This window comes from Halorhodospira halophila (genome assembly GCF_016653405.1).
Lineage (GTDB): Bacteria > Pseudomonadota > Gammaproteobacteria > Nitrococcales > Halorhodospiraceae > Halorhodospira > Halorhodospira halophila_A.
On record NZ_NHSN01000004.1, the window covers coordinates 16219 to 43030 of the forward strand.

Sequence of the window (26812 nt, forward strand, 5' to 3'; positions counted from 1 at the left end):
TCAATAGGCTATAATAGAGGTTTTGCGATCAGTTGAAAGCCCCGCAGGACCCAACACTGGTCTACGACACAGCGCAACTCCTGCATTGGATGGGGGATGACGCGACCGCCGCGGGCCTTCTGACCTCCCTCCCGGCGGGCGCGGAGCGCACGCGAGCGAGCCTCCTGCTGCAGGCCCGGGTGGAGCTCGCACTCGGGCGCAGCGGCCGGGCCCGGGTCCTGCTGGGGGCCCTCCGTCCCCTCCGGGGCCGCCCCGAACACCTGCTCTACGTCGCCACGCTGACCGCCTCCGGGGTGCTCCACGGCGCGGAAAACGCCGTGCGCGGGCTCCTCGACGAGACCCCCGGGGACCAGGAACTGCGGCGCCAGCTCGGTGACATCCTTCAGGCCCAGGGCCGGCCTTACGCCGCTGAGCACCACTACGCCCGCATCCTGGAGGCAGATCCCGGGAATGCCCGGGCATCGGCACGCCTCGAAGGGCTGGCCCACCGGGCGACACCCGGGCCGGCCGACGACCCGGAGCCGGAACCCCTGACTGCAGAGCCGCCGGCGGACCCGCGCAGCGGCCGGGATTACCTCAAGGTCGCTGAACACGCCGCGGCCCGCGGCGAACGCGAGGCCGCCGAGGCAGCCGCGCGCCGGGCCCTGAGGCTGGAGCCGGAACTGACCCGGGCGGGCTACCTGCTCGCCGATCAGCTCATCGCCCGCGGCGCCCTGGCCGAGGCCGAGGACCCCCTGGCCACCATCCTGCAGCGCTTCCCCGATACCACCCAGGCCGGCCTGACCCGGGCCCGGCTGGCGTCCTGGCAGGGCGACTACGAGCGCGCCCTGGAACTCTACGACACCCTCGCCGAGGCCAACCCGACGGATCCGACCTTCGCCGTAGAGGCCGCGCGCGTGGCGGGCTGGGCCGGGGATCGAAAGCAGTCCAAGGAGCGCTACGCCGCCTTGCTGAACCAACTACATAGCACCGCGGACGCCGAGGACGAGGCCTCGGCCCGTCCCGTGCTGATTACGCCCGCGCCCGAGAAGGCGCCGCTGCCAGCACCGGCCCACCCGGACTATCCGGCCCTCGCCGAGCACCGGGCCGTCCACCAGGAGGCCCACGCCAAGGCCCTGGTCCAGGACCGCCAGCCGCGGGCCGCCCTCGCCGTCCTCCAGCGTGCCGCACGCTTCCAGCCCCACAACCTGGAGACCGCCTTCGATCAGTCCGAGATCGAGTGCACCCTCGGCCTATGTGACGCCGAACGGGCCACCTACCGGCGCGTGCTCGAGATGGCACCGGGGCACGCCCAGGCCGGGCAGCGCCTGGCGCACCTGGAGCGCCGGCGCGGCCCGCACGCCGGCGTCCACGCCGAGTACCGGAAGGAGGAGGACTGGCGGCTCGATGCCGGGGTGCCATCCGAGGCCCTGGACCCGCTACGACGGATGCGCAGCGAGCCCGCCGCCCTGTTGGAGGGACGATCCCATGGTGACTGAAAGCGCCCGAGCGGCCATGGACGCCCGGCGCGAACTGCGCCGCCCGGTCGAGTCCATCGCCCTGCCGTTCCTCGGCTCGCGCGGCGAGGCCCTGCAGCCCTTCCAATACCTGCTGCACGACGTCAGCAGCGGCGGGCTGGGGATCTTCCTGCCCGACTGGCTGGCCAGCCGGGAGCGGCTTCGGGAGGGGGACCAAATCTTCTTCCACGTCCCCTTTCGTTTCGGCGAGCGCATCCTCAACCGCGGCTACGTCGCCTGGCAACGCTGGTCCACCGAGGAGGGCGGTCAGTGGGCCGGGGCCACCCTGACCAGCGGTACCCCCCTGCCCTATCCGCTCTACATCGCCCTGGACGCACGTGAGATCCGCATCGACCTGGGCCGCTTCCAGACCTCCGAGGCGCTGGCGCAGCGGATCGTCCACGACTCGGTGCTGCTCAAACGCGGGGTGCTGATCTACCTGCGCCACCTCGAGGCGCTCTTCTCACGCGTCAGCGAACTGCGCGGCGGGGACTACCGCGTCTTCCGGGAGGAGATTATCGGCGACGTCCGCCAGCGGATCCTGCGCAGCGTGGCCTACCTCGAGCAGTTCGACCCGCAGAGCAACGATGATACGGCGCAGCCGCCATCGCCCATCATCGACGCCATCGACCTCGACGAGTTCCGCGCCGCCATGGAGCCAGAGCTGCCCCTGGAGCTGTTCAACCACGCCCTCGGCGCCGAGAGCACCCGCCTCTACCTCGAGTCGATCAAGAAGCTCGAGCACCGGCTCTACCTCAACCACAACGCCTACGTCATGATCTATATCGCCGGGCTGCAGCCGCAGAGCGGTCGGCCCGACGACGCCCCCTAGCCGGGCTGACCGGCGTGCCGGGCGGCGGCACGTACGGCCTCCTGCACCAGACCCGGTCCGCGGTAGATCATGCCGGTATAAAGCTGGACCAGATCGGCGCCCAGATCCAGGCGCCGGCTCACGTCCTCGCCGGAGCAGATCCCCCCGGCGGCGATCAGGGCCGTACGCCGCTCGCGCCGGGCCGCCACCTGCTCAAGGACGCGCTCAGCCTGCTCGCGCAACGGCGCCCCGCTGAGCCCGCCGCTCTCGCGGCCCCGGGGATCCCGGCCCACCCCGGGGCGCCCCAGCGTGGTATTGGTGGCCACGATGCCGTCCACCCGGCGCTCGAGCAGGATATCCAAGGTGGCATCCAGCTCCCCGGCATCCCAATCCGGGGCGATCTTGACCACCAGGGGCACCCGCTTGTCGTGGAATTCGGCCAGGCGCTTGCGCTCGGTCTGGAGGCGATCGAGGAGGTTGCGAAGCGCGCCCTCATGCTGCAGATCGCGCAGCCCCGGGGTGTTCGGCGAGCTGAGGTTGATTGCCACGTAGTCGGCCACCCCGTAGACCATTCCCAGCGCCAGGGCGTAGTCCTCTACGGCCCGCTCGGGGGGCGTATCCCGGTTCTTGCCGATATTGATACCGATCACACCACGGTGCTGCGAGACTTCGAGCCGGCGGGCGAGCGGCTCGGCGCCCTGATTATTGAAACCCATGCGGTTGATCAGGGCCTCGTGCTCGGGGATCCGGAAGACCCGGGGGCGCGGATTGCCCGGCTGCGCGCGCGGGGTAACCGTCCCCAGCTCCAGGAAGCCAAAACCGAGCTTCTCGAGTACGTCCATGTACTCGCCGTCCTTGTCGAAGCCGGCGGCCAGACCGACCGGATTGGGGAAATCGATCCCCATCACCCGTCGGGGCACCGCGGGCAGGCCCCGCACCCCGGGCACAGCGGCGATACGCAGACCCAGGCGGGCGAGTCGCATGCTCACGCGGTGGGCTTGCTCGGGTTCGAGCCGGAATAGCAGACGGCGGATCAGGGCGTACATCGGACTCCTCGCAGCAGCGGTCGACCGGTTGGCGGCGCTATCTTACACTGCACGCAACGCCCTGTGAGGGGCCCCGTTCAGCCTGGAAGAATCGAGACCATGCCGCGCCCCCCCCGCTGGCCGATGCTCATGGCGGTGTGCCTGACCGCCCCCGTCCTCGCCGACGACTTCGAGCAGTGCGTCACCAACCTGCGCGCCGATCTCAAGGAGCAGGGCCGCGACGCCGCGGTGGTCGAGGAGACCTTCGCCGACGTCGAGCAGCTCGAGCGCATCCTCGAGCTCGACCGCGAGCAGCCGGAGTTCGTGCAGACCTTCCGCGAGTACCTGGACGCCCGGCTGACGGATCAGCGCATCGACCGCGGGGAGGCGATGATGGACGAGCACCGGGAACTGCTCTGGCGGATCCACGCCGACTTCGGCGTACCGCCGCGCTACCTCGTGGCGCTGTGGGGCATGGAGACCCACTACGGCAGCTACTTCGGTGAGGTGCCCATCATCGACGCCATGACCACCCTCGCCTGCGAGGGCCGCCGGGCGCGTTTCTTCTTCCACCAGCTCGACGCCACGCTGGCGCTCCTGGAGGATGGCAAGCTCGCGCGTGACGGCCTGCGCGGCTCCTGGGCCGGCGCCCTGGGGCACACGCAGTTCATGCCCACCACGCTGCGCGAGCACGCCGTGGACTACGACGGCTCCGGGCGCATCGATCTACGCGACAGCGTGGCCGATGCCCTCGCCTCCGGCGCCAACTACCTGCGGTCCATGGGCTGGCGCCCCGGCCTACGCTGGGGCCGCGAGGTCAGGCTGGCCGACGGCTTCGGCTTCGAGCACCTGGGCCTGGACGACCCCCAACCACTGGACGAATGGCAGCAGCTGGGCGTGCGTCGGGCCGACGGGTCCGACCTGCCGGAAAGCGACATCCCGGCCGCGCTGCTCCTGCCCATGGGACGCAACGGCCCGGCGTTCCTGGTCTACGAGAACTTCCGCCGCATCATGGGCTGGAACGCCTCGGTCTCCTACGCCCTGTCCGTCGGCCTGCTCGCCGACCGGCTCGACGGCGCCCCGCCGCTGCGCGCGGACTTCCCCGACGAGCCGCCCCCGCGGCACAACGAACTGCGCCAGATCCAGGAAGTCCTCAACGAGCTGGGCTTCGACGCCGGCCCCGTCGACGGGCTCCTTGGCCCGCAGACCCGCGCGGCGCTGCGTGCCTATCAGCAGGATCGGGGGCTGCCGGCCGACGGCTACCCGGACCAGGCGATCCGCGACCGGCTCCTGGAAAAGGCGGATTGACCCCCGCTCACCCGTCGCGCCCGTCGGGGCCGAGCTCCTCGACCAGTGCGCGCAGGTAGGCGGCGATATCCCCCGACTCGTAGAGCCACTGTCCGTCGCCGCCGTCGGGGATGTAGAGGCAGGGCACCATGCGCTTGCCACCGTGCTCCTCGAGCTCGCGAGCGGCCTGGGGATCCTGGCCGATATCGCGGCGTTCCAGCTCGATGCCGAGGCTGCGCAGGGTCATGTTGACCCGCATGCAGAACGGGCACCATGACCGCTCATAGAGCACCAGCCCCGCCACCGCGCGGTCGATCCGACGCTGCAGGCGGCGCTGCTCGCCGGGGTCCTCGCTGGGGTCCGCTGCGGGGCGCTCGTCGCTCATGATCGTCGCTCCTCGATGGTTGTCGGGCTTCACATTCGCAGGATGTCATAGAATCGAAAAACCGCCCAGAGGCGGATTCTGCTAGCGTAGAAGGCATGCAAGAACCGACCGACCTCAAACAGCCCGAGCTCTACAACAACCGCCTGCTCAGCCTCCTCGAGTTCAACCGCCGGGTCCTGGAACAGGCCAGGGATCCGAGCGTACCGCTTCTCGAGCGGCTCAAGTTCCTGTGCATCCTCAGCACCAACATGGACGAGTTCTTCGAGATCCGCTTGGCCGGCGTCAAGCAGCGGGCGGAGCTCGGCTCGGTGCAGACCGAGGCCGACGGCCGCAGCCCCCAGGAGGTGCTGCGCGCCACCGGCTCAGTGGCCCACGAGATCGTCCACGAGCAGTACCGGGTGCTCAACGAGCAGCTGATCCCCGCGCTGGCCGAGCAGTCGATCCACTTCGTACGCCGCCAGGACTGGAGCGAGGCACAGCGCGACTGGCTGCGCCACTACTTCGAGACCGAGCTGCTGCCCATCCTCAGCCCCCTCGGCCTGGACCCGGCGCATCCGTTCCCCAAGGTGCTCAACAAGAGCCTCAACTTCATCGTCTCGCTCGAGGGCAAGGACGCCTTCGGTCGCAACACCGGCTACGCCATCGTTCAGGCGCCCCGCGCCCTGCCCCGGATCATCCAGCTGCCGGCGGCGGAGATCGACGGCGGCGGCCCGAATGACTTCGTTTTCCTCTCCTCGGTCATCCACGCCTTCGTCAACGACCTGTTCCCGGGCATGACGGTGCGCGGCTGCTACCAGTTCCGCGTCACCCGCAACGGCGATCTCTTCGTCGACGAGGAGGAGGTCGACGACCTGATGCGCGCGCTGGAGGGCGAGCTGCCGCAGCGCCGTTACGGCCAGGGCGTGCGCCTGGAGGTGGCAGCCAACTGCCCGGACGCCATGGCCGACTTCCTCCTCGAGGAGTTCGAACTCGGCCGCGACGACCTCTACCAGGTGGACGGCCCGGTGAACCTCAACCGCTTGATGGCCGTCTACGACCTGGTCGACCGCACCGACCTCAAGTACCCATCGTTCACACCGGGGCTGCCCGCGGTGCTGAGCACCGGGACCGACCTGTTCAAGGCCATCCGGCAGCGGGACATCCTCCTCCACCACCCCTTCCAATCCTTCCTGCCGGTGGTCGACCTGGTCCGCCAGGCCGCCCAGGACCCCAACGTCCTGGCCATCAAACAGACGCTCTACCGCACCGGCCCCGATTCGGCCATCGTCGACAATCTGGTCCGCGCCGCCCGCGCCGGCAAGGAGGTCACGGTGGTGGTGGAGCTGCGTGCGCGTTTCGACGAGCAGGACAACATCCGCCTGGCCAACCGCCTCCAGGAGGCCGGCGCGCACGTGGTCTACGGAGTAGTGGGCTACAAGACCCACGGCAAGATGATGCTCATCGTCCGGCGCGAGGGCGGCCGCCTGTGCAACTACGTGCACCTCGGCACCGGCAACTACCACTCGCGCACCGCACGGCTCTACACCGACTACGGCCTGCTGACCGCCGACCGGCGCATCGGCGAGGACGTGCGCAGCGTCTTCCTGCAACTGACCAGCCTGGGTCGGTTCAAGGATCTGCACCGCCTGCTCCAGGCCCCGTTCACCCTGCACGACGGCGTGCTCGCCCGCATCGAGCGCGAAGCCGAGCACGCCGCCGCAGGTCGCGGCGGACGGATCATCGCCAAGCTCAATGCCCTGACCGAGCCGCGCGCCATCCAGGCCCTTTACCGGGCCTCGCAGGCCGGGGTGGAGATCGACCTGATCGTCCGCGGCATGTGCGTCCTGCGCCCCGGGCTGCCCGGGGTCTCGGAGAACATCCGCGTGCGCTCGATCGTCGGCCGCTTCCTCGAGCACACCCGGGTCTTCTACTTCGAGAACGCCGGAACCCCGGAGATGTACGGCGCCAGCGCCGACTGGATGGATCGCAACTTCTTCCGCCGGGTGGAGACCGCCTTCCCCATCGACGACCGGGAGGCGCGTGAGCGCATCGGCAAGGACCTGGCCTACTACCTGGCGGATACCCAGCAGGCGTGGCTGCTCCAGGCGGACGGCTCCTACGTGCGCGCCCGGCCGGAGGGCGATGAAGAGACCCCGTTCAGTGCCCAACAGGCCCTGCTCGCCCACCTCGCCGAGGACGCCTAAACCTGGCCCGCGCGCCGGCGCCGCCCTAGCCGGCCGACTCGGCCAGCTCCAGGGTCATGCCGGCGCGCTCCAGGTAGCGCTGCTCCTGGGCCAGATCGGCCTGCAGCAGAGGATTGTCGGCCAACCACCCCGCCGGGAACCACAGGCGCATGCCGTCGCCCAGCGGCTCGACCCGTGGCTCGAGCACGCTGCCGTCGGCCCGGCCGCGGTGAAGCAGCACGGCCAGGCGCAGCACCACCGCCAGCCGCTTGCCGGTATCCAGCCACCGCTGCGGCAGGGCCTTCAGCTGCCCGCGGGCGAGCTTGCGGCGGTGGACCCGCACCAACAGGGCCAGCAGCTGCTGCTCCTGGCGGGAGAAGCCGGCCATGTCCGCATTGCGAAGGATGTAGGCGCCGTGCTTGTGGTACTGGGCGTGGGAGATGTCCAGGCCGATCTCATGGAGCTGCGCGGCCCAGTCCAGGATGTCATGGTAGAAGCGATCGACCAGCCCCCAGCTAGGCGCCGCCTGCTCCAGCAGCGTGGCCGCCGTCGCCGCCACCCGGTCGGCCTGTCCCGACTCCACCGAGTAGCGCCGGCGCAGCGCCGCCACCGTGTTGGCCCGGGCGTCTTCGCTGTGCTGAAGCATGCCCAGCCGGCCCGCCAGGTCGTGCATCACCCCCTCGCGCATGGCGCCGTCGGCAACCTCCATGCGCTCGATGCCCAGCGCCTCGAAGACGGCGCACAGCGCCGCCAGCCCAGCCGGGAAGACCTGCCGGCGGTCGCCGGACAGGCCCAGCCACTCGCCCAGGACTTCCGCATCGCCGGCCTCCACCGCCAGCCGGCGCAGTCGGCCCAGCGCCTCGGCGGTGATCCACCCCGGCGGCGACCAGTCCCGGCTGGCGCAGGCGTCCGCCGCGGCGCGCACGGTCCCGGAGGCGCCTACCGCACCCTGCCAGGCCGGCGCCCGAAAGGCCCCCTCCACCGGCCCGAGTTCGAGGCGGGCCAGAACCCCCGCCTCCCGGAACCGCCGCTCGGTGATGCGACCGTCGGCGAAACAGCGCCCGGTCAGTGACACACAGCCGAGATGGACGCTCTCCATCTGCTCGGCCCGGGGACCGCGGCCCAGGATCAGCTCGGTGCTGCCCCCGCCGATGTCCACCACCAATCGGCGGTGCTCATCGAAACCGAGGCTGTGGGCCACCCCGAGGTAGATCAGGCGCGCCTCCTCGTAGCCCGAGACCACCTCGATGGGGTGGCCCAGGGCGTGCTCGGCCTCCTGCATGAAATCGGCGGCATCGCGCGCGCGGCGCAGGGTGTTGGTACCCACCGCCCGCACCTGCTGCGCCTGCAGGCGGCGCAGCCGGTCCCCGAAGCGGGCCAGACACGCCAGGGCACGCTCCCGGGCGGCCTCGCTCAGACGCTTCTGCCCCTGCTCCAGCCCGGAGCCCAGGCGAACCGTCTCGCGCAGCCGGTCGATGACGCGCAGGGTACGGGTGGCCGGATCGATGCGCGCGACCACCATGTGGAAGCTGTTCGAACCCAGATCAACCGCCGCGATCACCTGCTCATCGTGCATCACTGCGCCACCTCCGACAGGTCGCTGAGTACCCGGGGAGGATAGTGACCGATCAACCGCGCCGCACCGGGGGCCGCCCCCTCGGGGAAGTCAAGCAGACAGACGGACGCCTTGGGGAAGGCGAGGAAGGAGACCGGCGAGCCGATCAGGGCGTGCCCGACCCAGCAGCCGAGATCGGGCTCGTGGCCCACCAGGGCCACCGGCGTCTCATCGATCCCGGCCAGCCACTGGAAGATGGCCGCGGGATCCCCGCCGGGGGCCAGCGCAGCCAGCTCGCGCCGGGCAGTAGACTCGGGGAAGGCGGCATCCAGGATGGCTGCGGTCTGCACGGCACGGGTCAGCGGGCTGTGCGCCACCAGCGGCAGGTGTTCGACCACCCGCCGCAGCCCCAGCGCCGCCCGACGCATGACCCGCTGCCCCTGATCCGAGACGCGGCGGGTCCGATCCCTGCCGTCGGGGGCCTGGTCGCGGGGTTCGGCAATGGCATGCCGAACCACCAGGACCGGACCCATGGAGACTCCCGTACGACTCAGGCCACCGACGAGGAGCGGTCGCCGCGCCCCACGTCGCGATCACCGGAGCCGACGCGCTCCGCCACCTCGCGCACGCCGGCGTCGCGGGCCATTTGCTCGAGGGTGATGCCGTTGAGGAAGTCGTAGATCTGCCGGCTCAGGTCGACCCACAGGTCGTGGGTCAGGCAGCGGTCGTCGTCGGCGCCTCCCTCACCAACGCTCTGCCCCTGGGCCGTGCCTTCATCCACTGCGGTGATGATCTGCGCCACCGAGATCTCGCCCGCCGGACGCGCCAGGCGGTAGCCGCCGCCGGGGCCGCGCACCCCGACGACCAGCCCGTCGCGACGCATGCGCGCGAACAGCTGCTCCAGGTACGACAGCGAGATGCCCTGGGTGTGGGAGATTTCCGCGAGGGTCACCGGCCCCTTCTCGCTGTTGAGGGCCAGCTCCATCATCGCAGTGACCGCGTAACGCCCTTTCGTCGACAAGCGCATAGCCAATTCCTTAACAAGATGGGGGGTATCTCTGGTTATAGCGGCCGGATTGCGTCCGGTCAAGGTCGATCCGTCGAACTCCCGGACTGCAGGCGAAATCCGTGCCCCTCGCCCAGGCTGAACCGCAGCCAGCGACTCAGGAACCGATTGCTGACCCAGCGCTGTTCCAGGCTGCCGGCCGGATCGCGCACCGTACGCCCGCCGGTGGCCATCACCTCGGCCACTCGGGCGTCGTGGTAGACCCGCACGGTCAGCTCCGGCAGCGATTCGGCCCCGCAGCCGGATGCGAAGCGGTGGGTCAGGAGGACGGTGGTGGTGTAGCGACTGCGTTCGAGCACCTCGAGACGAAGCGCCACGCCGTCCCGCGAGAAGGAAATCTCGCGCTCGGCATCCGCCCGTTCCAGATCGGGCACCAGGCGGCGCATGTAGATGTAGTTCGTCTCGTAGAGCTCCATGAGCGCCGCGAAGGTGCGCGGTTTCGCCTCAAGGGCTCGGTGCGTGGCGGAGGCTTCCTGAACCATGCGCGCGAGCATAACATGCCCCGCCGCGCAGCAAACCCATGGCCTAGACGCGCCGGGTCAGCGCGTGCTGATGGATCACCGTCGAAGAGATCTCCTCGATGGACATGGTGGTGATGTCCAGATAGGGGATCCCCTCGCGGCGGAACATCGCCTCGGCGCGCGCCACCTCGTACTCGCACTGGCGCAGCTCGGCGTAGCGGCTGTTGGGGCGACGCTCACTGCGGATCTGGTGCAGCCGGTCCGGGTCGATGGTCAGCCCGAAGAGCTTCTCGCGGTGCGAGACCAGCGCCCGGGGCAGCCGAGTGGCGATCAGGTCGTCGTCGGTGAGCGGGTAGTTGGCGGCGTAGACGCCGAACTGCAGCGCCAAATAGAGCGATGCCGGGGTCTTCCCGCTGCGCGAGACCCCCACCAGGATGACGTCGGCGCGGCCGTAGTGCTGATGGGTGGCGCCGTCGTCATGGTGCAGTGCGAAATTCATGGCATCGATCCGCACATCGTACGTGCTATCATCCGCGATTCCGTGCGACCGGCCGATGACATGGTTCGACGGCACCTCCAGCTCGCGTTCGAGCGGCGCGATGAAGGTGTCGAAGAAATCGAAGAGGACAATGTGCTCGCTCCCGCGCAGGACGGCGAGCACCTCCGGGTCGATGATGGTGGAGAAGACAATGGGCGGATGGTCATCCTCGGTGGATGCCGCCGTGATCCGGCGTAACGCCGCCCGTGCCCGCTCCACCGTTTCGACGAAGGGGATCGTGGCCTGCTCGGTGGTGACCGAGAACTGGGTCATCAGCGAGTGGCCGAGGGCCTCGGCCGTGATCCCGGTACGATCGGAGACAAAGAAAACCCTGCGCACATCAGTCATCGGTGGGTCGGTCCCGTTGCGGCCATGTGTCGGCGGGCCATCTTAGACCAAGACCGCCGGCCGCGGCACGCAGCACCGCGAGCACGGCCATTGTGACGCTTCAGGGGAGCACAGCCTTGCAAGATTACGTAGTGGAGTTCGACGCCCTTGGCATGGGCGATGTTGACCAGGTAGGCGGCAAGAACGCCTCCCTCGGCGAGATGATCAGCAACCTCGCCAAGGCGGGCGTCCGTGTCCCGGGCGGGTTCGCCACCACGGCGAAGGCGTACTGGGAGTTCCTCGACGCCAACAACCTGCGCTCGGGGATCCGTGACGCGCTGGCGGGGCTGGATGTCGACGACGTCGAGCAGCTCGCCGCCACCGGCGCGAAGATCCGCCAGATGATCCTCGACGCGCCCCTGCCCGAGAGCCTCGACGCCGCCATCCGCGCCGGCTACGAGAAGCTCGAGTCGCAGCACCCGGGCGAGGCCTCCTTCGCCGTGCGCTCCTCGGCCACCGCCGAGGACCTGCCGGATGCCTCCTTCGCCGGTCAGCAGGAGACCTTCCTCAACGTCCGCGGCCTGGACGGCATCCGCGAGGCCATCCACCACGTCTTCGCCTCTCTATTCACCGACCGCGCCATCGCCTATCGCGTCCACCACGGCTTCGACCACGAGCAGGTGGCCCTTTCGGCGGGCATCCAGCGCATGGTGCGCTCCGATATCGGCGCCTCCGGCGTGATGTTCACCATGGACACCGAGTCCGGCTTCCGTGAGGCCGTCTTCGTCACCGCCTCCTGGGGCCTGGGCGAGACGGTGGTCCAGGGCGCGGTCAACCCCGACGAGTTCTACGTCTACAAGCCCAACCTCGAGCAGAACCGCCCGGCCATCCTGCGCCGCAACCTCGGCGGCAAGGCGATCAAGATGGTCTACTCGGGCAGCACCGAGCACGGCAAGACCGTCGAGACCGTCGACGTCCCCGAGTCCGACCGCATGCGCTTCTGCCTCAACGACGCCGACATCGAGGATCTCGCCCGCCAGGCGGTGATCATCGAGAAGCACTACGGCCGCCCCATGGACATCGAGTGGGGCAAGGACGGCGAGGACGGGCAGCTCTACATCCTCCAGGCCCGCCCGGAGACGGTGAAAAGCCGGGACGGCGGCCAGGTGCTCGAGCGCTACCACCTCAAGGATCGCGGCCAGGTGCTGACCGAGGGTCGTGCCATCGGCCAGCGCATCGGCGCCGGCCCCACCCGCGTCGTCCAGGATGTCAGTGAGATCAACCGCGTCCAGGAAGGCGACGTGCTGGTCACCGACATGACCGACCCGGACTGGGAGCCGATCATGAAGCGCGCGGCGGCGATCGTCACCAACCGCGGTGGCCGCACCTGCCACGCCGCGATCATCGCCCGCGAGCTCGGCATCCCGGCAATCGTCGGCTGCGGCAATGCCACCGAGACCATCCCGGATAGCATCGACGCCACCGTCTCCTGCGCCGAGGGCGACACCGGCTACGTCTACGAGGGCAAGCAGGACTTCGAGGTCCGCGAGGTCTCCCTGTCCGACATGCCGGATCTGCCGTTCAAGATCATGATGAACGTCGGCAACCCGGACCGCGCCTTCGACTTCCAGTTCCTGCCCAACGAGGGCGTCGGCCTCGCCCGCGTGGAGTTCATCATCAACCGGATGATCGGCATCCACCCCCGGGCGCTGCTCGAGTTCGATCAGCAGGAGGAGTCGATCAAGCGGGTCATCCGCTCGCAGACGGCCGGCTACGAGAACCCCGAGGAGTTTTACGTGGACAAGCTCGCCGAGGGGGTCTCCATGCTCGGCGCCGCCTTCCACCCGAAGCCGGTGATCGTGCGCATGTCGGACTTCAAGTCCAACGAGTACGCCAACCTCATCGGTGGCGAGAAGTACGAGCCGCACGAAGAGAACCCGATGATCGGCTTCCGGGGCGCCTCGCGCTACATCAGCCCCGACTTCCAGGAGTGCTTCAAGCTCGAGTGCCGCGCCCTGCGCCGGGTCCGAGACGAGATGGGCCTGGACAACGTCTGGCTGATGGTGCCCTTCGTGCGCACCACCGCCGAGGCCGAGCAGGTCATCCGCCTGCTTGCCGAGAACGGCCTGGAGCGCGGCAAGGACGGCCTGAAGGTCATGATGATGTGCGAGCTGCCCTCTAACGCCGTGCTCGCCGACGAGTTCCTGGAGCACTTCGACGGCTTCTCGATCGGCTCCAACGACCTGACTCAGTTGACCCTTGGACTGGATCGTGACTCGGGTGTCATCGCCGATCAGTTCGACGAGCGCAACGAGGCGGTCAAGCGCATGCTCTCCATGGCCATCCAGGCCTGCCGCCGCCACGGCAAGTACGTCGGCATTTGCGGCCAGGGCCCGTCGGACTACCCCGACCTGGCCCAGTGGCTGATGGACGAGGGCATCGAGAGCGTCTCCCTGAACCCGGATACGGTCGTCGAGACCTGGCTGTATCTGGCGGGCAAGGAGCAGTAAGGCGCTGCTCCTCCCACGGACCGGGGGGCGGCGGCGCCCCTCCCCGGTCCGCCCTTCCCCACGGTTACCCGCTGCGATGCACTGCTACGGGCCGCCCTCGCGGACCGGCAGCTCCGGATCGTTGCCCCACTCCGACCAGGAGCCGGCGTAGGCGCGCACCCGCTGGTAGCCCAGCGCGCGCAGCACCACGTAGGTCAGGGATGAGCGGTGGTGGGTCTGGCAGTGCACCACCAGCTCCTGCCGCGGGTCGTCGATGCCGCGCTCGTGCAGCAGCTGCTGCACCTGCGGCGCCGGGCGCAGTAGCGGCGGATCCTCGGGATCCATCAGCGCCTGCCAGTCCAGGTGCACCGCCCCCGGGATGTGACCACCCCGGCGGGCGCGGACGTCGGTACCGGTGTATTCCCCCCGGGACCGGGCGTCGATGAGCGTCACCGATGGGTCGTCCAGGTGCGCCAGCACCCAGTCGCGGTCGACCAGGCACTCGGGATGGCGGATCTGCGCCGAGTAGCTGCACGACTGCGGTGCCACCGCGCTGCCTTCCACCGGCCCCTCCTCGGCGAGCCACCCCTGAAGACCACCGTTGAGCAACCCATGGCGGGGATGACCGAGTAGATCCAGCGTCCATAGCAGGCGGCTCGCCCGCCCCCCGCCGTCGGAGTCATAGGCAATGACCGTGACCGAGTCGTCGATCCCCACCGCGCCCAGGCGTTTGCCCAGGACCGCGGCGTCGGGGACCAGCCCCATCGCCGGCGGCTCGGCGCGCGTCAGGTGGCCGTAGGGCAGGTGCACCGCCCCCGGGATGTGCGTCTGCCGGTAGCGGCCGTCGTCGTCCCCGACATCCACCACGAGCACCGGTTCGCGCTCGCGCAGGGTCTGCAGATCGCCCGGATCGAGCAGCAGCATCCTCCCCTCCCGCCGGCGTCAGGCCGGCATGCGCAGGAACTCGCGCCGGTAGTGGCGCAGCTCGTTGATCGAGTCGCGGACATCGTCCAGGGCCAGGTGGTTGCCGGACTTGCGCACCCCTTCGGCCACCTCCGGCGCCCAACGCCGGGCCAGCTCCTTGAGCGTGCTGACGTCGATGTGCCGGTAATGAAAGTACGCCTCCAGCTCCGGCATCCAGCGCGCCAGGAAACGCCGGTCCTGGCAGATGCTGTTGCCGCACATCGGCGAGGTCCGCGGCGGCACGTGCTGCCGGAGAAAGGCCAGAACCTGCGCCTCGGCCTCCGCCTCAGTCACGGTGCTGGCCCGCACCCGCTCGGTCAGCCCCGAGCGGCCGTGCTGGCGGGTGTTCCACTCGTCCATGCCGTCGAGCAAGGATCGATCCTGGTGGATGGCCAACACCGGTCCCTCGGCCAGGGTGTCGAGGTTGCTGTCGGTGACCACCACCGCGATCTCGATGATCCGGTCGCGACTCGGATCCAGACCGGTCATCTCAAGATCGATCCAGATCAGATTCCATTCAGAGAAACCCATACGTGTGCTCTCGCCTGCGCGTGAGTGGTTCAGTCTAGCATCGGCGCCGAGCCCGGGCGTCACCAGGTCTCCGGCTCGGCCGGGGGCTCCAGGTCGGGCATCTCCACCTCGGGGCCCGCCTCCTCCCCGTCGTCGTCCGGCGCCTCCTCGGCCTCGCCGTCGGCCTCCGCCGCCTCATCCTCATCGACCTCCGGGACCGTCTCCTCGACGTCGTCGAGCCCCTGCTCGATCCGCCGCTCCTCCGGGGTCAGCAGCTCCCGCGGCCGGCGCGGCAGGGCATCCAGGGCGTGCTCATCGGGGTCCATGCGCCGCTCGCGCTCGGCGATGCTCGCCACCGCCGCGCGGCTGAGCAGGACGACGGAGATGCGGCGGTTGATGTCGGCCCGGGGGTCGTCCGGGTCGGCGGGGATGGTATCGGCGTAGCCGACCACCTGGCCGATGCGCCCCGCGGGCAGCCCCCCGTCGACCAGCGTCTGCCGAGCGGAATGGGCCCGGTCGGTGGACAGCGACCAGTTGTCGTAGTCGTCCCGGGCAAACGGCCGGGCGTCGGTGTGACCGGAGAGCGAGACCGGATTGGGCACCTCCTCGAGCACACCGGCCAGGGCACGGAGGATCTCCTCGGTGTGGTCCTTGGGGTCGGCGCTGCCGAGTTCGAACATCGGCCGACCGTCGTGGTCGACCAGCTGGATGCGCAGACCGTCGTCGGTGATATCGAGCATGATCTGATCGGCGTACTCGGCCAGGTCCGGGTCGTCCATCACCGCATCCTGGAAGCGCTCGGCCAGATCCTGCATCTCCTCGGCCCGAATGAACCCGCCCTCGCCCAGGGGCATGCCCTCCAGGTCGATGGGCGCGCGGCGCTCGCCCTCAAAGTCGATCACGTCGCGGGCCGCCGGCGGATGGGCCGCCTGCGGATCCCGGAAGTACTGGCCGATGCCCTTGCGCTGATCATCGTCCAGGGCGAGCAGCAGCCAAAGGACCAGGAAGATGGCGAACATCGCCGTCATGAAGTCGGCGAAGGCGATCTTCCACGAGCCGCCGTGGTGCTCCTCGCCGTGCTTCGCCACCTTCTTGATGACGACCGGGCGGGTCTTGTTCTCCTCGACCATGCCCCGGGGCTGCCCTTAAGCGTCCTGACTGCGGGCGGCCTGCATCTTCACGTGCTCCTCGAGCTCGAAGAAGGTCGGTCGCTCCGCCTCGAACATCGCCTTGCGGCCGAACTCCACCGCCACCACCGGCTTGTAGCCGTTGAGCACGGCCAAAAGGGTCAGCTTAATGGTCTCCAGGAACTTGGTCTGCTCCTGCGCCCGGTGCTCCATGGCCTGGCCCAGCGGGCCGACGAAGGCGTAACCGGCGAAGATGCCGGTGAAGGTGCCGACCAGCGCCGAGGCCACCAACCCGCCGATGGTCATCACGTCCTCGTCCAAAGAACCGAGGGCGATGACCACGCCGAGCAGCGCGGCGATGATGCCGAACCCGGGCATGGCGTCGGCCACCTTGTTCACCGCGGCCGCCGGGTGCGACGCCTCCTTGTGGTGGGACTCGATCTCCACGTCCATGAGGTTCTCCATCTCGAAGGGGTTCATGTTGCCCCCCACCATGAGACGGAGGTAGTCGCAGAGGAACTCCAGGGCCACGTGGTCGTTGAGGATGCGCGGGTAGGACTTGAACAACTCGCTCTCGTGGGGGTTGTCCACATCGTCCTCGATGGAGAGCAGCCCGTCGCGCTGGGCGCGCTGGAAGATCTCGTAGAGCAGCGCGAGCAGATCCATGTAGTGCTCGCGCCCGTAGGGCGCTCCGCCGGGGATCTTGGGGATGGTGCTCAACACCCGCTTGATGACCTTCAGCGGATTGGCGATCAGGAAGCCGCCGATGGCCGCGCCGAAGATGATCAGGAACTCGTACGGCTGCCAGAGGATGGCCAGCGGGCCGCCGTGGGCGGTGTAGCCGACGATCACCGAGAAGAATGCGATGGCAGCGCCAATGATAACCAGCATGTGTGCCTGCCTGCCCCCCTGTGGCTGCTGGCTGGAGGATCCGTGGCCGCCAGTCTAACCGATCAACCCTGTCGGGGCAGCGCCCTTTCCATTCCCGGAGCCGTTCAGGGGCCCTACAATGACGCCATGAACAAGGATCCCGAATCCCCGCAGCGGCGTCTGGAGGACTGGGTTGCGGCCATCGGCGAGCCGCGGCTGCCGCGCCTGCCCCGGCACACGCTGGACTATGAGCTGCCGCCGCGCGATCTGGCCGCGCAGATCTACGTGGACCCGGCCCTGGTCCTCGGGCTGATCCGCGACGTCAATACCCACGCCTCGCGCCACCTGGACTCCGGCGTGCACAGCATGGAAGAGGCCGTGCTCCTGCGCGGGGTGCGCAACGTCCGCGCTGTGGCCGACGGGCTGCCCCGCGCCGAATCGGCCCTGACCCGGGCCAACTACCGCGGTTACCTGTTCACCTGCGAGCGGGCCATCCACGCCGCCTGCCAGGCCCGGCGCTGGGCGTGGCAGCTCGCCGATCTGCTGCCCAACGAGGTCTACACCGCCGCGATGCTGCGCCACAGCGCCGAGCTGGTCATGTGGAGCCACGACGAGGGCCGGGTGATGCGCACCATCCACGAGATGGCGCCGGAGCCCGCCTACGCCTCCGAGGCGGAGTACGTCGCCCTGGGCTTCTCCCTGGGGGAACTCAACCTGGCCCTGGCCCAGCAGTGGCAGCTGCCCGCCCTGGTGGCCGAATCCAGCGAGGCGCTGGCCGCCGACACGCGCTCGCCGCGCAGCTGGGCGGTGGGCCTGGCCACCCGGCTGGCCGCCCTGGCCCGCCAGGGGTGGCACCACCCGGAGATGCCGCCGCTGCTCGACGCCCTCGCCGAGCTACTCGAACTCGACGACGAGGCCACCCGGGCGGAGATCTCCGCCGGCGCCGCCGAGGCCGCCGAGCTGCTGCCCTGGAAACCGGTGACCTTCGCCCCGCTGCTGGGCGAGACGGACGAGGACGAGCCGGAACAACCGGCTCGCGCGCCGATCAGCGAGACCTCCGACAACCCCTACCTCTCCGACGGCACCGCCAAGGGCGGCGTCTGCCTGGCGCCGCGTCGCGAGGTCTTCCAACGGGTGCGCCATGAACTGGAGAACCGCGACTACGCGCGCTCCGAGGCGCAGATGCGCCGCCGCCAGGGCCGCGTCTCGCCCCGCGACTGCATCCTCAACCTGGTCCTCACCGGGCTCTACGACGGCCTGGGGCTGAGCCGCGTGCTCTACGCCCAGATGCTCCCGGACGGCGAGACCCTGGCCGGACAGTACGTCCTCGGCGCCGCCGGCGACCCGAACTTCCACCGCTTTCGGGTGGACCTCGCCCGCCCCTCGCTCCTGCAGGAGCTGATGGCGAAGCCATCGGCGGTGTGGCTGACGCCGCAGCGCTACGAGCGGATCCGGCACCGCGTGCCGCAGCCCCTGCACGCCCTCGCCGACGGCCGTTCGGCCTTCCTCGCCGCGGTGTTCGCCAACGGCCGCCCGCAGGGGATGGTCTACGCCGACCGCCACCGCATCGACAACGCCCTCGACGAGCCGAGCTTCCAGGCGTTCCGGCGGCTCTGCGCCCTCGGCGGCCAGCGCCTCGGCGAGCTGTAGCCCACGACCCGCGGCGGCGGCCGCGGCGCTCAGCCCGGCGGCCAGGTCATCTGCCGGCCACCGAGCAGGTGCAGGTGCAGGTGGTGGATCTCCTGCCCGCCCTCGTCCTTGCAGTTGAAGACGGTGCGGTAGCCACGCTCGCTGAGGCCCTCCTGCTCGGCCAGGGTGCGGGCGGCGGTGAACATCTCGTTGAGCAGTTCGCCGTCGTCGGCGGTCAGATCGTGCAGCGTCGGCACGTGGCGCCGCGGGATGATCAGGATGTGGGTCGGCGCCTGGGGATGGAGATCCCGAAAGGCGATCACGTGCTCGCCGCTGTGGACGATCTCCGCGGGGAGTTCCCCGGCGACGATCTTGCAGAAGATACAGTCGGTCATCGGTGCCTCCTTTTCCGGCCGATGCTCAGCCCTCGTAATCCCGCCGCCCCATGAAAGCGTGAGAGAGGGTCCCCTGGTCCACCTGCTCCAGCGCGCCGCCCATGGGCACCCCGTGGGCGATGCGCGTGGTGCGCACCCCGCGCTCGGCGGCCAGGCTCTGGACGTAGTGGGCGGTGGCCTCGCCCTCGATGGTGGGATTGGTGGCGAGGATGATCTCTTCGACCTCGCCGGCATCCAGCCGCTGCTGCAGCCGATCCAGCCCGAGCTCTTCCGGGCCGATGCCGTCGAGCGGCGACAGCGCCCCGCCGAGGACGAAGTAGAGCCCCTGGAAATCCGTGGCCTGCTCGAGGGCAAAGACGTCGGCGCTGCTCTCGACCACGCAAAGCAGCGTACGACGGCGCTGCGGGCTGGCACAGAGCCCGCAGCGCTCTTCCTCGGTCAGCAGCCCGCAATCGGGGCAGTGGCCAACGCCCTCCACCGCCCCCTGCAGCGCAGCGGCAAGCTGCCGGGCGCCGTCACGGTCGCGCTGGAGCAGATGCAGCGCCATGCGCTGCGCCGTCTTGGTGCCCACTCCGGGCAGACGGCGCAGCCCCTCGACCAGCTCGCGCAGCCGCGGCGAGTAGACGCTCATCGGCTGCCGATCAGAACGGCAGCTTCATCCCCGGGGGCAGGCCCATGCCCTCGGCCATGCCGGACATGCGCTCCTGGCTCTCGCGCTGGACCTTCTGCACGGCGTCGTTGACCGCCGCCGCCACCAGGTCCTCGACCATCTCGCGGTCGTCCTCGAACAGCGAGGGGTCGATCTCGACCTTGCGCACCTCGTTGCGCCCGGTCATGGTCACCTTGACCATACCGGCCCCAGCCTCGCCGCTGACCTCCATGGCAGCGATCTCCTCCTGGGCCTTCTGCATGTCCTCCTGCAGCTGCTGGGCCTGCTTCATGATATTGCCGAGTCCGCCCTTCATCGCCTTCTACCTCGATGCTCGTCTTTACGGATGATTGCTCTCGCCATCGGCCGGCCGCACGCCGTGGAGCTGGCCGTCGAAGGCCTCGCACAGCCCCTGCAGCCCGGGGTCCGCGGCCAGGGCCCGCTCCGCGTCGGCCTGGCGCTCGCGGGTCTGCTGCCGTTCGGCCATCGCCGGCGTCCACCGGGTCGGGCCGATGTCGATGCGCAGGGTGATCGCCTCGCCGAAGAACCGCCCCAGCGCCGTCTGCAGCCGCTCGCGCCGCTCGGCATTGTTCAGGTATTCGTGGCTTTCGTCCAGCCGCAGGATAACACGCTCCCCCTCGCGGCCGACCCACTCGCACTGTCCGGCAAGCATGCGCAGCGGCCCGTCGAGCTCGCCGACGATCCGCGTCCAGCGCGCCGCGCCCTCCTCGTCGTCGCTGGCCGGCTGCGGACCCGCCTCCGCGCCTTCAGCCGGGGGCGGCGCCGACGCCGGAGCCCCATCCCGGGGCGCGGCCGCACCCAACCCCGCTCCCGAGGGCGGCGCGTTCGCCACAGACGGGCCGGCCCCACCGCCGGCCGCCGCCCCACCACTGCCCGCTGGTGCGCTGATCCGCGGCGCCGTCTCGGCGGGTCGGAAGGCGTGCATGCGCAGCAGGGCCATCTCGAAGCCGGTGGCCGGGTCCGGTGCGTAGGGCAGATCGCGGCGGGCATTGACGCCGATCTGGTAGTAGAGCTGCAGATCCTCGGCATCGATGCGCTCGGCCAGCGCCAGCAGCCGATCGCGTTCGGGCTCGTCCTCGCCGATGGCCGAGGGCACCTGCTGCGCCAGGGCCAGGCTGTGCACCGTGGCCACCAGCTCGGCCAGGGCCTCGTCGAAGTCCGCCGCCGCCTCGGCCATCTGCCGGGCAGCACCGATCAGTGCCGCGCCATCGTCATCGGCCAGGGCAGTGAGCACCGCCAGCACGTGGTCGCGCTCGATGGCGCCGAGCATCGCCGCGACCTCGTCGTCCCGGGCCGCCCCCTCGCCAAAGGCCAGCGCCTGGTCGAGCAGGCTCAGGGCGTCGCGCAGGCTGCCGTCGGCGGCGCGGGCCAGGCGAGCGGCGGCGCCGGACTCCACCGTCACGCCCTCTTCTTCAGCCAGCCCCAGCAGCCGATCGCGGATCAGGGTGCTGGAGAGACGGCGCAGGTGGAACTGCAGGCAGCGCGAAAGGACGGTGACCGGCAGCTTCTGCGGATCCGTGGTGGCCAGCAGGAACTTCACGTGGTCCGGGGGCTCCTCCAGCGTCTTCAACAGCGCGTTGAAGCTGTGGCTGGAGAGCATGTGGACCTCGTCGATGAGGTAGATCTTGAACCGCCCGCGGGTGGGCGCGTACTGGACGTTGTCCAGAAGCTCGCGGGTATCTTCGACCTTGGTCCGCGAGGCGGCGTCCACTTCGATCAGGTCGACGAAGCGCCCGGCGTCCAGCTCGCGGCAGCTGTCACAGGTGCCGCAGGGCTCGGCGGTGATGCCCTGCTCGCAGTTCAGGCACTTGGCGAGGATGCGCGCCACGGTGGTCTTGCCGACCCCGCGGGTGCCGCTGAACAGGTAGGCGTGGTGGAGACGGCCATCGGCCAGGGCGTTGGCCAACGCGCGCAGGACGTGCTCCTGGCCGGCCACCTCTTCGAAGCGGCGTGGCCGCCACTTGCGCGCAAGGGCTTGGTAGGTCATGCCGACGGCGGCTCCGGTTGGGTGGAGGCAGCCACACCAGCCACACCCCGGCGCCCGAGGATCGCTGCTGCCGCTGCTCCCTTCCGGGCCTGACGGGGTTCACAGCGACTCGTCGCGGGGGGACCGGTGCAGCCACCATCGCCTGGCGGAGAGGGAGGGATTCGAACCCTCGGTACCTTTCGGTACACGCGCTTTCCAGGCGCGCTCCTTCGACCGCTCGGACACCTCTCCTGAGTCGCCAATCGCCGTGACGATTGGAACGCGAAAGCATAAGGCATACGGCGGGTGGACGCAAACGCCGCGCCGCGGCCGCCCCCCGCTCCCGGACCCGAAAGAGGGCTTTTTAACATGCTGATCTTGCAACGGGTGCATTGGGCATGTTCTAGTTGAAAAGCATGACCAAGCAAAAAGGCAGCGCACACGCGCTCGCTTCACACCAGCCGTCGCCCGGCCCGGGCCTTGTTCAAGCTACTGATCCCCCAGTGGCCGCGGCACGCGCACCCCTAGCATTGATTGCACCACGCTCCATTCAAACCGACGGATCAGCATGACTGAAAAACTCGTCGTAGAAGACCTCTACAAGATTTTCGGCCCGAAACCCGAGCGGGCCATGGAGCTGCTCAAACAGGGCTACAACAAGGACGACATTTTCCAGCGCACCGGCAACACCGTCGGCGTGCGCGAAGCGAGCTTCACCATCCACGAGGGTGAAGTCTTCGTCATCATGGGGCTGTCGGGCTCCGGCAAGTCGACCATGGTGCGGATGTTCAACCGCCTGATCGACCCGACCTACGGCCACATCTATGTCGATGGCCACGACATCATGGCGATGAGCCAGCAGGAGCTCATCAACATGCGCCGACGCGACATGTCCATGGTGTTCCAGTCCTTCGCCCTGCTCCCGCACAAGACCGTCGCCGAGAATGCCGCCTTCGGCCTGGACGTCTCCGGGCACGGCACCGCGGAGCGACGCGAGAAGGCCTTGCAGGCCCTCGAGGCCGTCGGCCTGGCGGCCAACGCCGACAGCTACCCCGACGAACTCTCCGGCGGCATGAAGCAGCGCGTCGGCCTTGCCCGCGCCCTGGCCACCGACCCCTCCATCCTGCTCATGGACGAGGCCTTCTCGGCCCTCGATCCGCTGATCCGAACCGAGATGCAGGATGAGCTGATCCGTCTGCAGCAGGAGCAGAGCCGCACGGTCATCTTCATCTCCCACGATCTGGACGAGGCCATGCGCATCGGCGACCGCATCGCCATCATGGAGGGCGGTCAGGTGGTCCAGATCGGCACGCCAGAGGAGATCGTCTCCAACCCGGCCAACGAGTACGTGCGCTCCTTCTTCTACGGCGTGGACGTCAGCCAGGTCTACAACGCCGGCGACATCGCCGAGCGCCGCCGGGTCACCGTGATCCAGCGCCCCGGCGTGGACGTGCGCGCCGCGCTCGAGCGGCTCAAGCACTACGCTAGCGACATCGGCGTGGTCATCGACCGCAACCGCCGCTTCCAGGGGCTGGTCTCCGTCGACAGCCTCACCGACGCCATCCGCAGCGGCGGCAGCACCGAATACGGCGACGCCTTTCTCAGTGGCGTGCAGACCATCGCGGCCGACACGGCGATCTCCGACGTGCTCGGGCCGTCGGCCGAGAGCGAGTACCCGCTGGTGGTGGTGGATGACGACGGGCACTACGTCGGCACCCTCTCGCGCAGCCAGCTGCTGCTCACCCTGGATCGCACCCAACAGGCGTAAGGGACAGACATGCAAGATCAACCGGATATCGAGGAACACGAAACCATCGGCCCGATCGATCAGGCCGCCGAGTGGTTCAGCGACAACGTGCTGGACCGGATCACCATTGGCGACTGGATCGAAAACGGCGTCGACTGGATCAGCGACAACCTCGAGCCCCTGCTCGACGGCATCGAGGGGGCCATCCGCGCCCTGGTCGACGCCACCGAGTTCCTCCTGCTCTACCCGCTGTGGGTCGCCGCCTTCTTCCTGGTGGTCGGCGCCTGGCGGACGTGGGGCCGCAAGGCCGGCCTGATCGCCCTCGGCGTGGCCGTGGCGCTGTTCGGCATGGGGCTGTTCTCCGAGGCCATCCAGGCGCTGCTCTGGTACCCGCCACCCTGGGTGCTGGCGCTGCTGGTGATCCTGGTCAGCTTCTGGCGCGTGGGCTGGCGCTTCGGCATCTTTGCCGTCATCGCCCTGGGGCTGATCTTCAGCATGGAACTCTGGCCCGAGACCATCCGCACCCTGTCGCTGGTGGTGGCCTCCTCCATCGCCGCGCTGATCATCGGCCTGCCCATCGGTGTGGCCATGTCACGCAGCGACCGGGTGGAGATGGTGGTCCGCCCCATCCTGGACCTGATGCAGACTATGCCGCCCTTCGTCTACCTGATCCCGGCGGCGATCTTCTTCGGTCTGGGCACGGTGCCGGGGGCCATCGCCACGCTGATCTTCGCCATGCCGCCGGCGGTGCGCCTGACCAACCTCGGCATCCGCCAGGTCAGCCAGGAACACGTGGAGGCCGGCCAGGCCTTCGGCTGCACACCGCGGCAACTGCTGGTCAAGATCCAGCTGCCACTGGCCGCGCCGTCGATCATGCAGGGCATCAACCAGACGATCATGCTGGCCTTGTCCATGGTGGTCATCGCCTCCATGATCGGCGCCGGCGGCCTGGGCGGCACGGTGCTCACCGGCATCCAGCGCCTGCAGGTGGGGCTCGGCTTCGAGGGCGGCCTCGCCGTGGTCTTCCTGGCCATCCTGCTGGATCGCATCTCGCAAAGCTTCGGCGAGCGCCGGCACGGCCAGGGGCGCGATTACGGGGCGCTGCTGCGCTGGTTCTTCGGCAACCGCCAGCAGGGCCCGGCCGCCCAGGGCTGAACACGAACCCGGCCCCGTGGCTGGCCCTCCGGGGCCGGTGCGGGGCGGACTGAGGGAAAGCAGCAGAGGAGTGGTACCATGCGACGCAAGCTGACCACCGCGGCGGCCACCGCCGCCATCACCGCCGGCATGGCCTCCGCGGCCAACGCCGACGAGATCCGCATCGGCTGGACGGCCTGGGCCGACGCCGAGTTCATCACGCGGATGGCCGAGGATGTCATCACCAGCGAGTTCAACACCGATGTTGAGCTGGTGCAGACCGACATCGCGCCGCAGTACACCGGCCTCGCCCAGGGCGACATCGACCTGATGCTCATGTCCTGGCAGCCGATCACCCACGAGGACTACATCGAGCAGTTCGGCGACGACATCGTCGACCTCGGCGTCCTGTACGGCGACGCCGCCCTGGGCTGGATCGTGCCGCAGGACCTCTACGACGAGGGCCTGACCTCCATCGAGGACCTCAAGGATCCCGAGTGGCACGACCGGCTTAATGGCCAGATCCAGGGCATCGATCCGGGTGCCGGCCTGACCCGCCTCTCCCACGATGTCATCGAGGACTACGACCTGGACTACGATCTGATTGAGGCCTCCGACTCCGCGATGACCGCGGCGTTGAACCGGGCGGCCCGTCGCGGTAACGCCATCGTGGTCACCGGCTGGAGCCCGCACTGGAAGTTCGGCGCCTGGAACCTCACCTACCTGGAGGACCCGGAGGGCACCCTGGGTGGGGCCGAATCGATCCACGCCATGTCCCGTGAGGGCTTCCCCGAGGACCACCCCGAGGTGGCGGAGTTCGCCAGCTGCATCAACATCGACATCGATCTGCTCAACGAGTACATGTTCCTCGGCCGCGAGGAAGGCACCGAGGCGGCCGTCGAGCAGTTCCTCGACGAGGAGGCCGATCTGGTCGACGAGTGGATCCGCTGCGCCCGCAACTGATCCGCTCGGCCTGACGCGGGGCCCGGCCCTTGCCGGGCCCCCGCCGTTTCGGCGAAATTATTCGGGCACCACGATTCAATAGAGAGCCAAAAAGAGGGAGCACCCATGAACAACAAGACCAAGAGCCTGGTCCTCTCCGGTGCGGCCGTGGCCCTGGCCACGCCGATGTCCTCGGCGCTGGCGTTGGATGACGTCCTCGGGTTCGGGGCGTGGATGAACTACAGCTACAATGACGAGGAGGACGAGACCGCCGGCAACATCGACTTCGAGTCGTTCAACATCTACGCCAACCACGAACACGATGACTGGTTCTTCGACGCCGAGGTCCGCTTCGGCAGTGGCAGCTTCCAAAACTTTAGCGGGCAAACAGTCGCCGACGATGGCGACGACTCCTTGGCCTGGGGCATCAAGGAGCTCGCGATCGGTCGCCACTACGGCGACGACTGGACCATGACGGTCGGGAAGACCTCCATCCCGTTCGCCTGGTCCCGCTACAACTTCTGGCCCGGCGCCCGTCAGGCCTCCGGCTTCGATGACTCCGACGGCACTGGTATCCGTTTCGACTGGGATCCGGGCACGGAGTTGGACGGCAGCCTCATGTTCGTCAAGAACCAGAACATGGGCGACGATCCAACCCAGCAGGACGACGGCACATTCGGTTTCTGGGAAGGTGACAACGATTACTTCCGCGGCAACACGCTGATTGGCGATGTCGGCTTCACCGCGCTGGAGACCCGCTGGGGCTTCTCCGCTCAGGCCGGTGAGCTGATCAGCACTGGTGATGCTAGTGAGAGCGAGTCCTTCTACGCCCTCTCTCCCTACTTCGAGGGCACCTACGGCGGGATCGATGTCTCGGGCAAGATCGTCCACTACGATCTGGAAGACGAAGTCGAAGGTACTCCAACCCCGGATGAAGGTCAGGTGCTAGCACTGAGCGCCGGCGTTCCACAGGGCGACTGGTATCACTACACCGACCTGTCCATGCAACTGCCGGATGACGACAGTTCCCTGCGTCTGGATGATAGCGCGGATGCCGACAACACGATGGATGCGGTACTCGGCACGCGGTACAACTACGGCCCGGGCTGGATCTACCTGGAGGCTTTGGTGACCAACGTCACGGAGGAAGATAACCCCACGGGCACCGGTGTCTACGAGGACGATACCAATTTCGTCATCGACATCACCATGGACTACTACTTCTAAGCCCATCCGGGTCTGAGAAGCATGTAGCCA

General features: G+C 69.0%; 25 protein-coding genes, 1 tRNA gene and 1 other RNA gene. 10 read left to right on the forward strand and 17 right to left on the reverse strand.

Translation table 11 applies throughout. The annotated features are described in order from the left end of the window. Window positions 1-179 precede the first annotated feature (179 nt). Both CCR79_RS01455 and CCR79_RS01460 read left to right on the forward strand, forming a co-directional pair. Window positions 180-1478, forward strand: coding sequence for a tetratricopeptide repeat protein (locus CCR79_RS01455; RefSeq protein ID WP_201167928.1), 1299 nt, complete (start codon window positions 180-182; stop codon window positions 1476-1478). Next, the gene (locus CCR79_RS01460; RefSeq protein WP_201167930.1) at window positions 1468-2328 is read left to right on the forward strand and encodes a PilZ domain-containing protein; all 861 of its coding nucleotides are present in this window, start codon (window positions 1468-1470) and stop codon (window positions 2326-2328) included. The genes CCR79_RS01455 and CCR79_RS01460 overlap by 11 nt, the downstream gene beginning before the upstream one ends. Here the strand turns inward: CCR79_RS01460 and CCR79_RS01465 are convergent. Continuing rightward, window positions 2325-3353, reverse strand: coding sequence for a quinone-dependent dihydroorotate dehydrogenase (locus CCR79_RS01465; protein ID WP_201167932.1), 1029 nt, complete (start codon window positions 3351-3353; stop codon window positions 2325-2327). The genes CCR79_RS01460 and CCR79_RS01465 overlap by 4 nt on opposite strands. A 99-nt stretch (window positions 3354-3452) precedes the next feature. Between CCR79_RS01465 and CCR79_RS01470 the strand changes: the two genes are divergently transcribed. Continuing rightward, entirely contained in the window at window positions 3453-4640 is a 1188-nt protein-coding gene (locus CCR79_RS01470; RefSeq protein WP_201167935.1) for a lytic murein transglycosylase, read from the forward strand. A 7-nt stretch (window positions 4641-4647) separates the two neighbouring features. Here the strand turns inward: CCR79_RS01470 and CCR79_RS01475 are convergent, their stop codons facing one another. After that, on the reverse strand, window positions 4648-5004 hold the full coding sequence (locus tag CCR79_RS01475; protein ID WP_201167938.1) for a glutaredoxin family protein: 357 nt from the start codon (window positions 5002-5004) through the stop codon (window positions 4648-4650). Window positions 5005-5099: 95 nt separating this feature from the next. On the opposite strand from CCR79_RS01475, the gene ppk1 reads away from it, so the two are divergent. Next, window positions 5100-7187 (forward strand): polyphosphate kinase 1, encoded by a 2088-nt coding sequence (ppk1, locus tag CCR79_RS01480; RefSeq protein ID WP_201167941.1) that lies wholly within the window; start codon window positions 5100-5102, stop codon window positions 7185-7187. A 25-nt stretch (window positions 7188-7212) separates the two neighbouring features. Here the strand turns inward: ppk1 and CCR79_RS01485 are convergent, their stop codons facing one another. The 5 genes from CCR79_RS01485 to ppsR are packed head-to-tail and all read right to left on the reverse strand — an operon-like array spanning window position 7213 to window position 11134. Beyond that, on the reverse strand, window positions 7213-8742 hold the full coding sequence (locus tag CCR79_RS01485) for a Ppx/GppA phosphatase family protein (RefSeq protein ID WP_201167944.1): 1530 nt from the start codon (window positions 8740-8742) through the stop codon (window positions 7213-7215). Further along, window positions 8742-9254 (reverse strand): SixA phosphatase family protein, encoded by a 513-nt coding sequence (locus tag CCR79_RS01490; RefSeq protein ID WP_201167947.1) that lies wholly within the window; start codon window positions 9252-9254, stop codon window positions 8742-8744. The genes CCR79_RS01485 and CCR79_RS01490 overlap by 1 nt, the downstream gene beginning before the upstream one ends. Before the next feature lie 17 nt (window positions 9255-9271). Beyond that, entirely contained in the window at window positions 9272-9748 is a 477-nt protein-coding gene (locus CCR79_RS01495) for an Rrf2 family transcriptional regulator (protein WP_201167950.1), read from the reverse strand. A gap of 59 nt (window positions 9749-9807) precedes the next feature. Then, the gene (locus tag CCR79_RS01500) at window positions 9808-10269 is read right to left on the reverse strand and encodes a DUF1249 domain-containing protein (RefSeq protein ID WP_242510776.1); all 462 of its coding nucleotides are present in this window, start codon (window positions 10267-10269) and stop codon (window positions 9808-9810) included. 43 nt (window positions 10270-10312) lie between these two features. After that, window positions 10313-11134: a posphoenolpyruvate synthetase regulatory kinase/phosphorylase PpsR gene (ppsR, locus tag CCR79_RS01505; RefSeq protein WP_201167954.1), complete on the reverse strand. Its 822-nt coding sequence runs from the start codon at window positions 11132-11134 to the stop codon at window positions 10313-10315. Window positions 11135-11250: 116 nt separating this feature from the next. Here ppsR and ppsA point away from each other — a divergent pair, with 116 nt between their 5' ends. After that, on the forward strand, window positions 11251-13623 hold the full coding sequence (ppsA, locus tag CCR79_RS01510; protein ID WP_201167956.1) for a phosphoenolpyruvate synthase: 2373 nt from the start codon (window positions 11251-11253) through the stop codon (window positions 13621-13623). Between the two features lie 84 nt (window positions 13624-13707). Here ppsA and CCR79_RS01515 read toward each other — a convergent pair whose 3' ends face one another. The 4 genes from CCR79_RS01515 to motA are packed head-to-tail and all read right to left on the reverse strand — an operon-like array spanning window position 13708 to window position 17093. Next, a complete protein-coding gene (locus tag CCR79_RS01515; RefSeq protein ID WP_201167958.1) occupies window positions 13708-14526 on the reverse strand; it encodes a sulfurtransferase in 819 nt (272 codons plus the stop codon). A gap of 18 nt (window positions 14527-14544) precedes the next feature. Further along, on the reverse strand, window positions 14545-15096 hold the full coding sequence (gene orn / locus CCR79_RS01520; protein ID WP_201167959.1) for an oligoribonuclease: 552 nt from the start codon (window positions 15094-15096) through the stop codon (window positions 14545-14547). 59 nt (window positions 15097-15155) lie between these two features. After that, window positions 15156-16205: a flagellar motor protein MotB gene (locus tag CCR79_RS01525; protein WP_201167961.1), complete on the reverse strand. Its 1050-nt coding sequence runs from the start codon at window positions 16203-16205 to the stop codon at window positions 15156-15158. A gap of 15 nt (window positions 16206-16220) precedes the next feature. Next, window positions 16221-17093 carry a flagellar motor stator protein MotA gene (gene motA / locus CCR79_RS01530; RefSeq protein ID WP_201167964.1) on the reverse strand — a complete coding sequence of 291 codons (873 nt, stop codon included), beginning with the start codon at window positions 17091-17093 and terminating at the stop codon, window positions 16221-16223. A 126-nt stretch (window positions 17094-17219) separates the two neighbouring features. Between motA and CCR79_RS01535 the strand changes: the two genes are divergently transcribed. Beyond that, window positions 17220-18722 (forward strand): HDOD domain-containing protein, encoded by a 1503-nt coding sequence (locus CCR79_RS01535; protein WP_201167967.1) that lies wholly within the window; start codon window positions 17220-17222, stop codon window positions 18720-18722. A gap of 29 nt (window positions 18723-18751) precedes the next feature. Here CCR79_RS01535 and CCR79_RS01540 read toward each other — a convergent pair whose 3' ends face one another. From CCR79_RS01540 to CCR79_RS01565, 6 genes are all read right to left on the reverse strand, one after another. Further along, window positions 18752-19096 (reverse strand): histidine triad nucleotide-binding protein, encoded by a 345-nt coding sequence (locus tag CCR79_RS01540; protein WP_201167970.1) that lies wholly within the window; start codon window positions 19094-19096, stop codon window positions 18752-18754. A 25-nt stretch (window positions 19097-19121) separates the two neighbouring features. Next, window positions 19122-19727: a recombination mediator RecR gene (gene recR, locus CCR79_RS01545; protein ID WP_201167973.1), complete on the reverse strand. Its 606-nt coding sequence runs from the start codon at window positions 19725-19727 to the stop codon at window positions 19122-19124. 10 nt (window positions 19728-19737) lie between these two features. Then, window positions 19738-20061 carry a YbaB/EbfC family nucleoid-associated protein gene (locus tag CCR79_RS01550; protein WP_201167975.1) on the reverse strand — a complete coding sequence of 108 codons (324 nt, stop codon included), beginning with the start codon at window positions 20059-20061 and terminating at the stop codon, window positions 19738-19740. A gap of 24 nt (window positions 20062-20085) precedes the next feature. Next, on the reverse strand, window positions 20086-21753 hold the full coding sequence (gene dnaX / locus CCR79_RS01555) for a DNA polymerase III subunit gamma/tau (protein ID WP_201167978.1): 1668 nt from the start codon (window positions 21751-21753) through the stop codon (window positions 20086-20088). Window positions 21754-21784: 31 nt separating this feature from the next. Continuing rightward, an RNA gene (gene ffs / locus CCR79_RS01560) (signal recognition particle sRNA small type) lies at window positions 21785-21882 on the reverse strand. A 14-nt stretch (window positions 21883-21896) separates the two neighbouring features. Next, window positions 21897-21984, reverse strand: a tRNA-Ser gene (locus tag CCR79_RS01565). A 316-nt stretch (window positions 21985-22300) separates the two neighbouring features. Between CCR79_RS01565 and proV the strand changes: the two genes are divergently transcribed. From proV to CCR79_RS01585, 4 genes are all read left to right on the forward strand, one after another. After that, window positions 22301-23500, forward strand: a complete 1200-nt coding sequence (proV, locus tag CCR79_RS01570) for a glycine betaine/L-proline ABC transporter ATP-binding protein ProV (RefSeq protein ID WP_201167981.1) — start codon at window positions 22301-22303, stop codon at window positions 23498-23500. A gap of 9 nt (window positions 23501-23509) precedes the next feature. Continuing rightward, window positions 23510-24634 carry an ABC transporter permease gene (locus CCR79_RS01575; RefSeq protein ID WP_201167984.1) on the forward strand — a complete coding sequence of 375 codons (1125 nt, stop codon included), beginning with the start codon at window positions 23510-23512 and terminating at the stop codon, window positions 24632-24634. A gap of 78 nt (window positions 24635-24712) precedes the next feature. Beyond that, complete coding sequence (locus CCR79_RS01580) at window positions 24713-25576, forward strand: glycine betaine ABC transporter substrate-binding protein (protein WP_201167987.1); 864 nt, start codon at window positions 24713-24715, stop codon at window positions 25574-25576. Window positions 25577-25681: 105 nt separating this feature from the next. Next, entirely contained in the window at window positions 25682-26782 is a 1101-nt protein-coding gene (locus tag CCR79_RS01585; RefSeq protein WP_201167989.1) for a hypothetical protein, read from the forward strand. Window positions 26783-26812: the final 30 nt, after the last annotated feature.

Bases quoted from the DNA above. Each gene is read 5' to 3' on its own strand.
- ppsR (WP_201167954.1), bottom strand. From the start codon at position 11,134: ATGACTGATGTGCGCAGGGTTTTCTTTGTCTCCGATCGTACCGGGATC.
- CCR79_RS01580 (WP_201167987.1), top strand. From the start codon at position 24,713: ATGCGACGCAAGCTGACCACCGCGGCGGCCACCGCCGCCATCACCGCC.
- CCR79_RS01495 (WP_201167950.1), bottom strand. From the start codon at position 9,748: ATGCGCTTGTCGACGAAAGGGCGTTACGCGGTCACTGCGATGATGGAG.
- CCR79_RS01585 (WP_201167989.1), top strand. From the start codon at position 25,682: ATGAACAACAAGACCAAGAGCCTGGTCCTCTCCGGTGCGGCCGTGGCC.
- CCR79_RS01490 (WP_201167947.1), bottom strand. From the start codon at position 9,254: ATGGGTCCGGTCCTGGTGGTTCGGCATGCCATTGCCGAACCCCGCGAC.
- CCR79_RS01475 (WP_201167938.1), bottom strand. From the start codon at position 5,004: ATGAGCGACGAGCGCCCCGCAGCGGACCCCAGCGAGGACCCCGGCGAG.
- orn (WP_201167959.1), bottom strand. From the start codon at position 15,096: ATGGGTTTCTCTGAATGGAATCTGATCTGGATCGATCTTGAGATGACC.
- CCR79_RS01515 (WP_201167958.1), bottom strand. From the start codon at position 14,526: ATGCTGCTGCTCGATCCGGGCGATCTGCAGACCCTGCGCGAGCGCGAA.
- ppk1 (WP_201167941.1), top strand. From the start codon at position 5,100: ATGCAAGAACCGACCGACCTCAAACAGCCCGAGCTCTACAACAACCGC.
- CCR79_RS01460 (WP_201167930.1), top strand. From the start codon at position 1,468: ATGGTGACTGAAAGCGCCCGAGCGGCCATGGACGCCCGGCGCGAACTG.
- CCR79_RS01470 (WP_201167935.1), top strand. From the start codon at position 3,453: ATGCCGCGCCCCCCCCGCTGGCCGATGCTCATGGCGGTGTGCCTGACC.
- motA (WP_201167964.1), bottom strand. From the start codon at position 17,093: ATGCTGGTTATCATTGGCGCTGCCATCGCATTCTTCTCGGTGATCGTC.
- dnaX (WP_201167978.1), bottom strand. From the start codon at position 21,753: ATGACCTACCAAGCCCTTGCGCGCAAGTGGCGGCCACGCCGCTTCGAA.
- CCR79_RS01500 (WP_242510776.1), bottom strand. From the start codon at position 10,269: ATGGTTCAGGAAGCCTCCGCCACGCACCGAGCCCTTGAGGCGAAACCG.
- CCR79_RS01485 (WP_201167944.1), bottom strand. From the start codon at position 8,742: ATGCACGATGAGCAGGTGATCGCGGCGGTTGATCTGGGTTCGAACAGC.
- recR (WP_201167973.1), bottom strand. From the start codon at position 19,727: ATGAGCGTCTACTCGCCGCGGCTGCGCGAGCTGGTCGAGGGGCTGCGC.
- CCR79_RS01465 (WP_201167932.1), bottom strand. From the start codon at position 3,353: ATGTACGCCCTGATCCGCCGTCTGCTATTCCGGCTCGAACCCGAGCAA.
- proV (WP_201167981.1), top strand. From the start codon at position 22,301: ATGACTGAAAAACTCGTCGTAGAAGACCTCTACAAGATTTTCGGCCCG.
- CCR79_RS01550 (WP_201167975.1), bottom strand. From the start codon at position 20,061: ATGAAGGGCGGACTCGGCAATATCATGAAGCAGGCCCAGCAGCTGCAG.
- CCR79_RS01525 (WP_201167961.1), bottom strand. From the start codon at position 16,205: ATGGTCGAGGAGAACAAGACCCGCCCGGTCGTCATCAAGAAGGTGGCG.
- CCR79_RS01535 (WP_201167967.1), top strand. From the start codon at position 17,220: ATGAACAAGGATCCCGAATCCCCGCAGCGGCGTCTGGAGGACTGGGTT.
- CCR79_RS01575 (WP_201167984.1), top strand. From the start codon at position 23,510: ATGCAAGATCAACCGGATATCGAGGAACACGAAACCATCGGCCCGATC.
- CCR79_RS01540 (WP_201167970.1), bottom strand. From the start codon at position 19,096: ATGACCGACTGTATCTTCTGCAAGATCGTCGCCGGGGAACTCCCCGCG.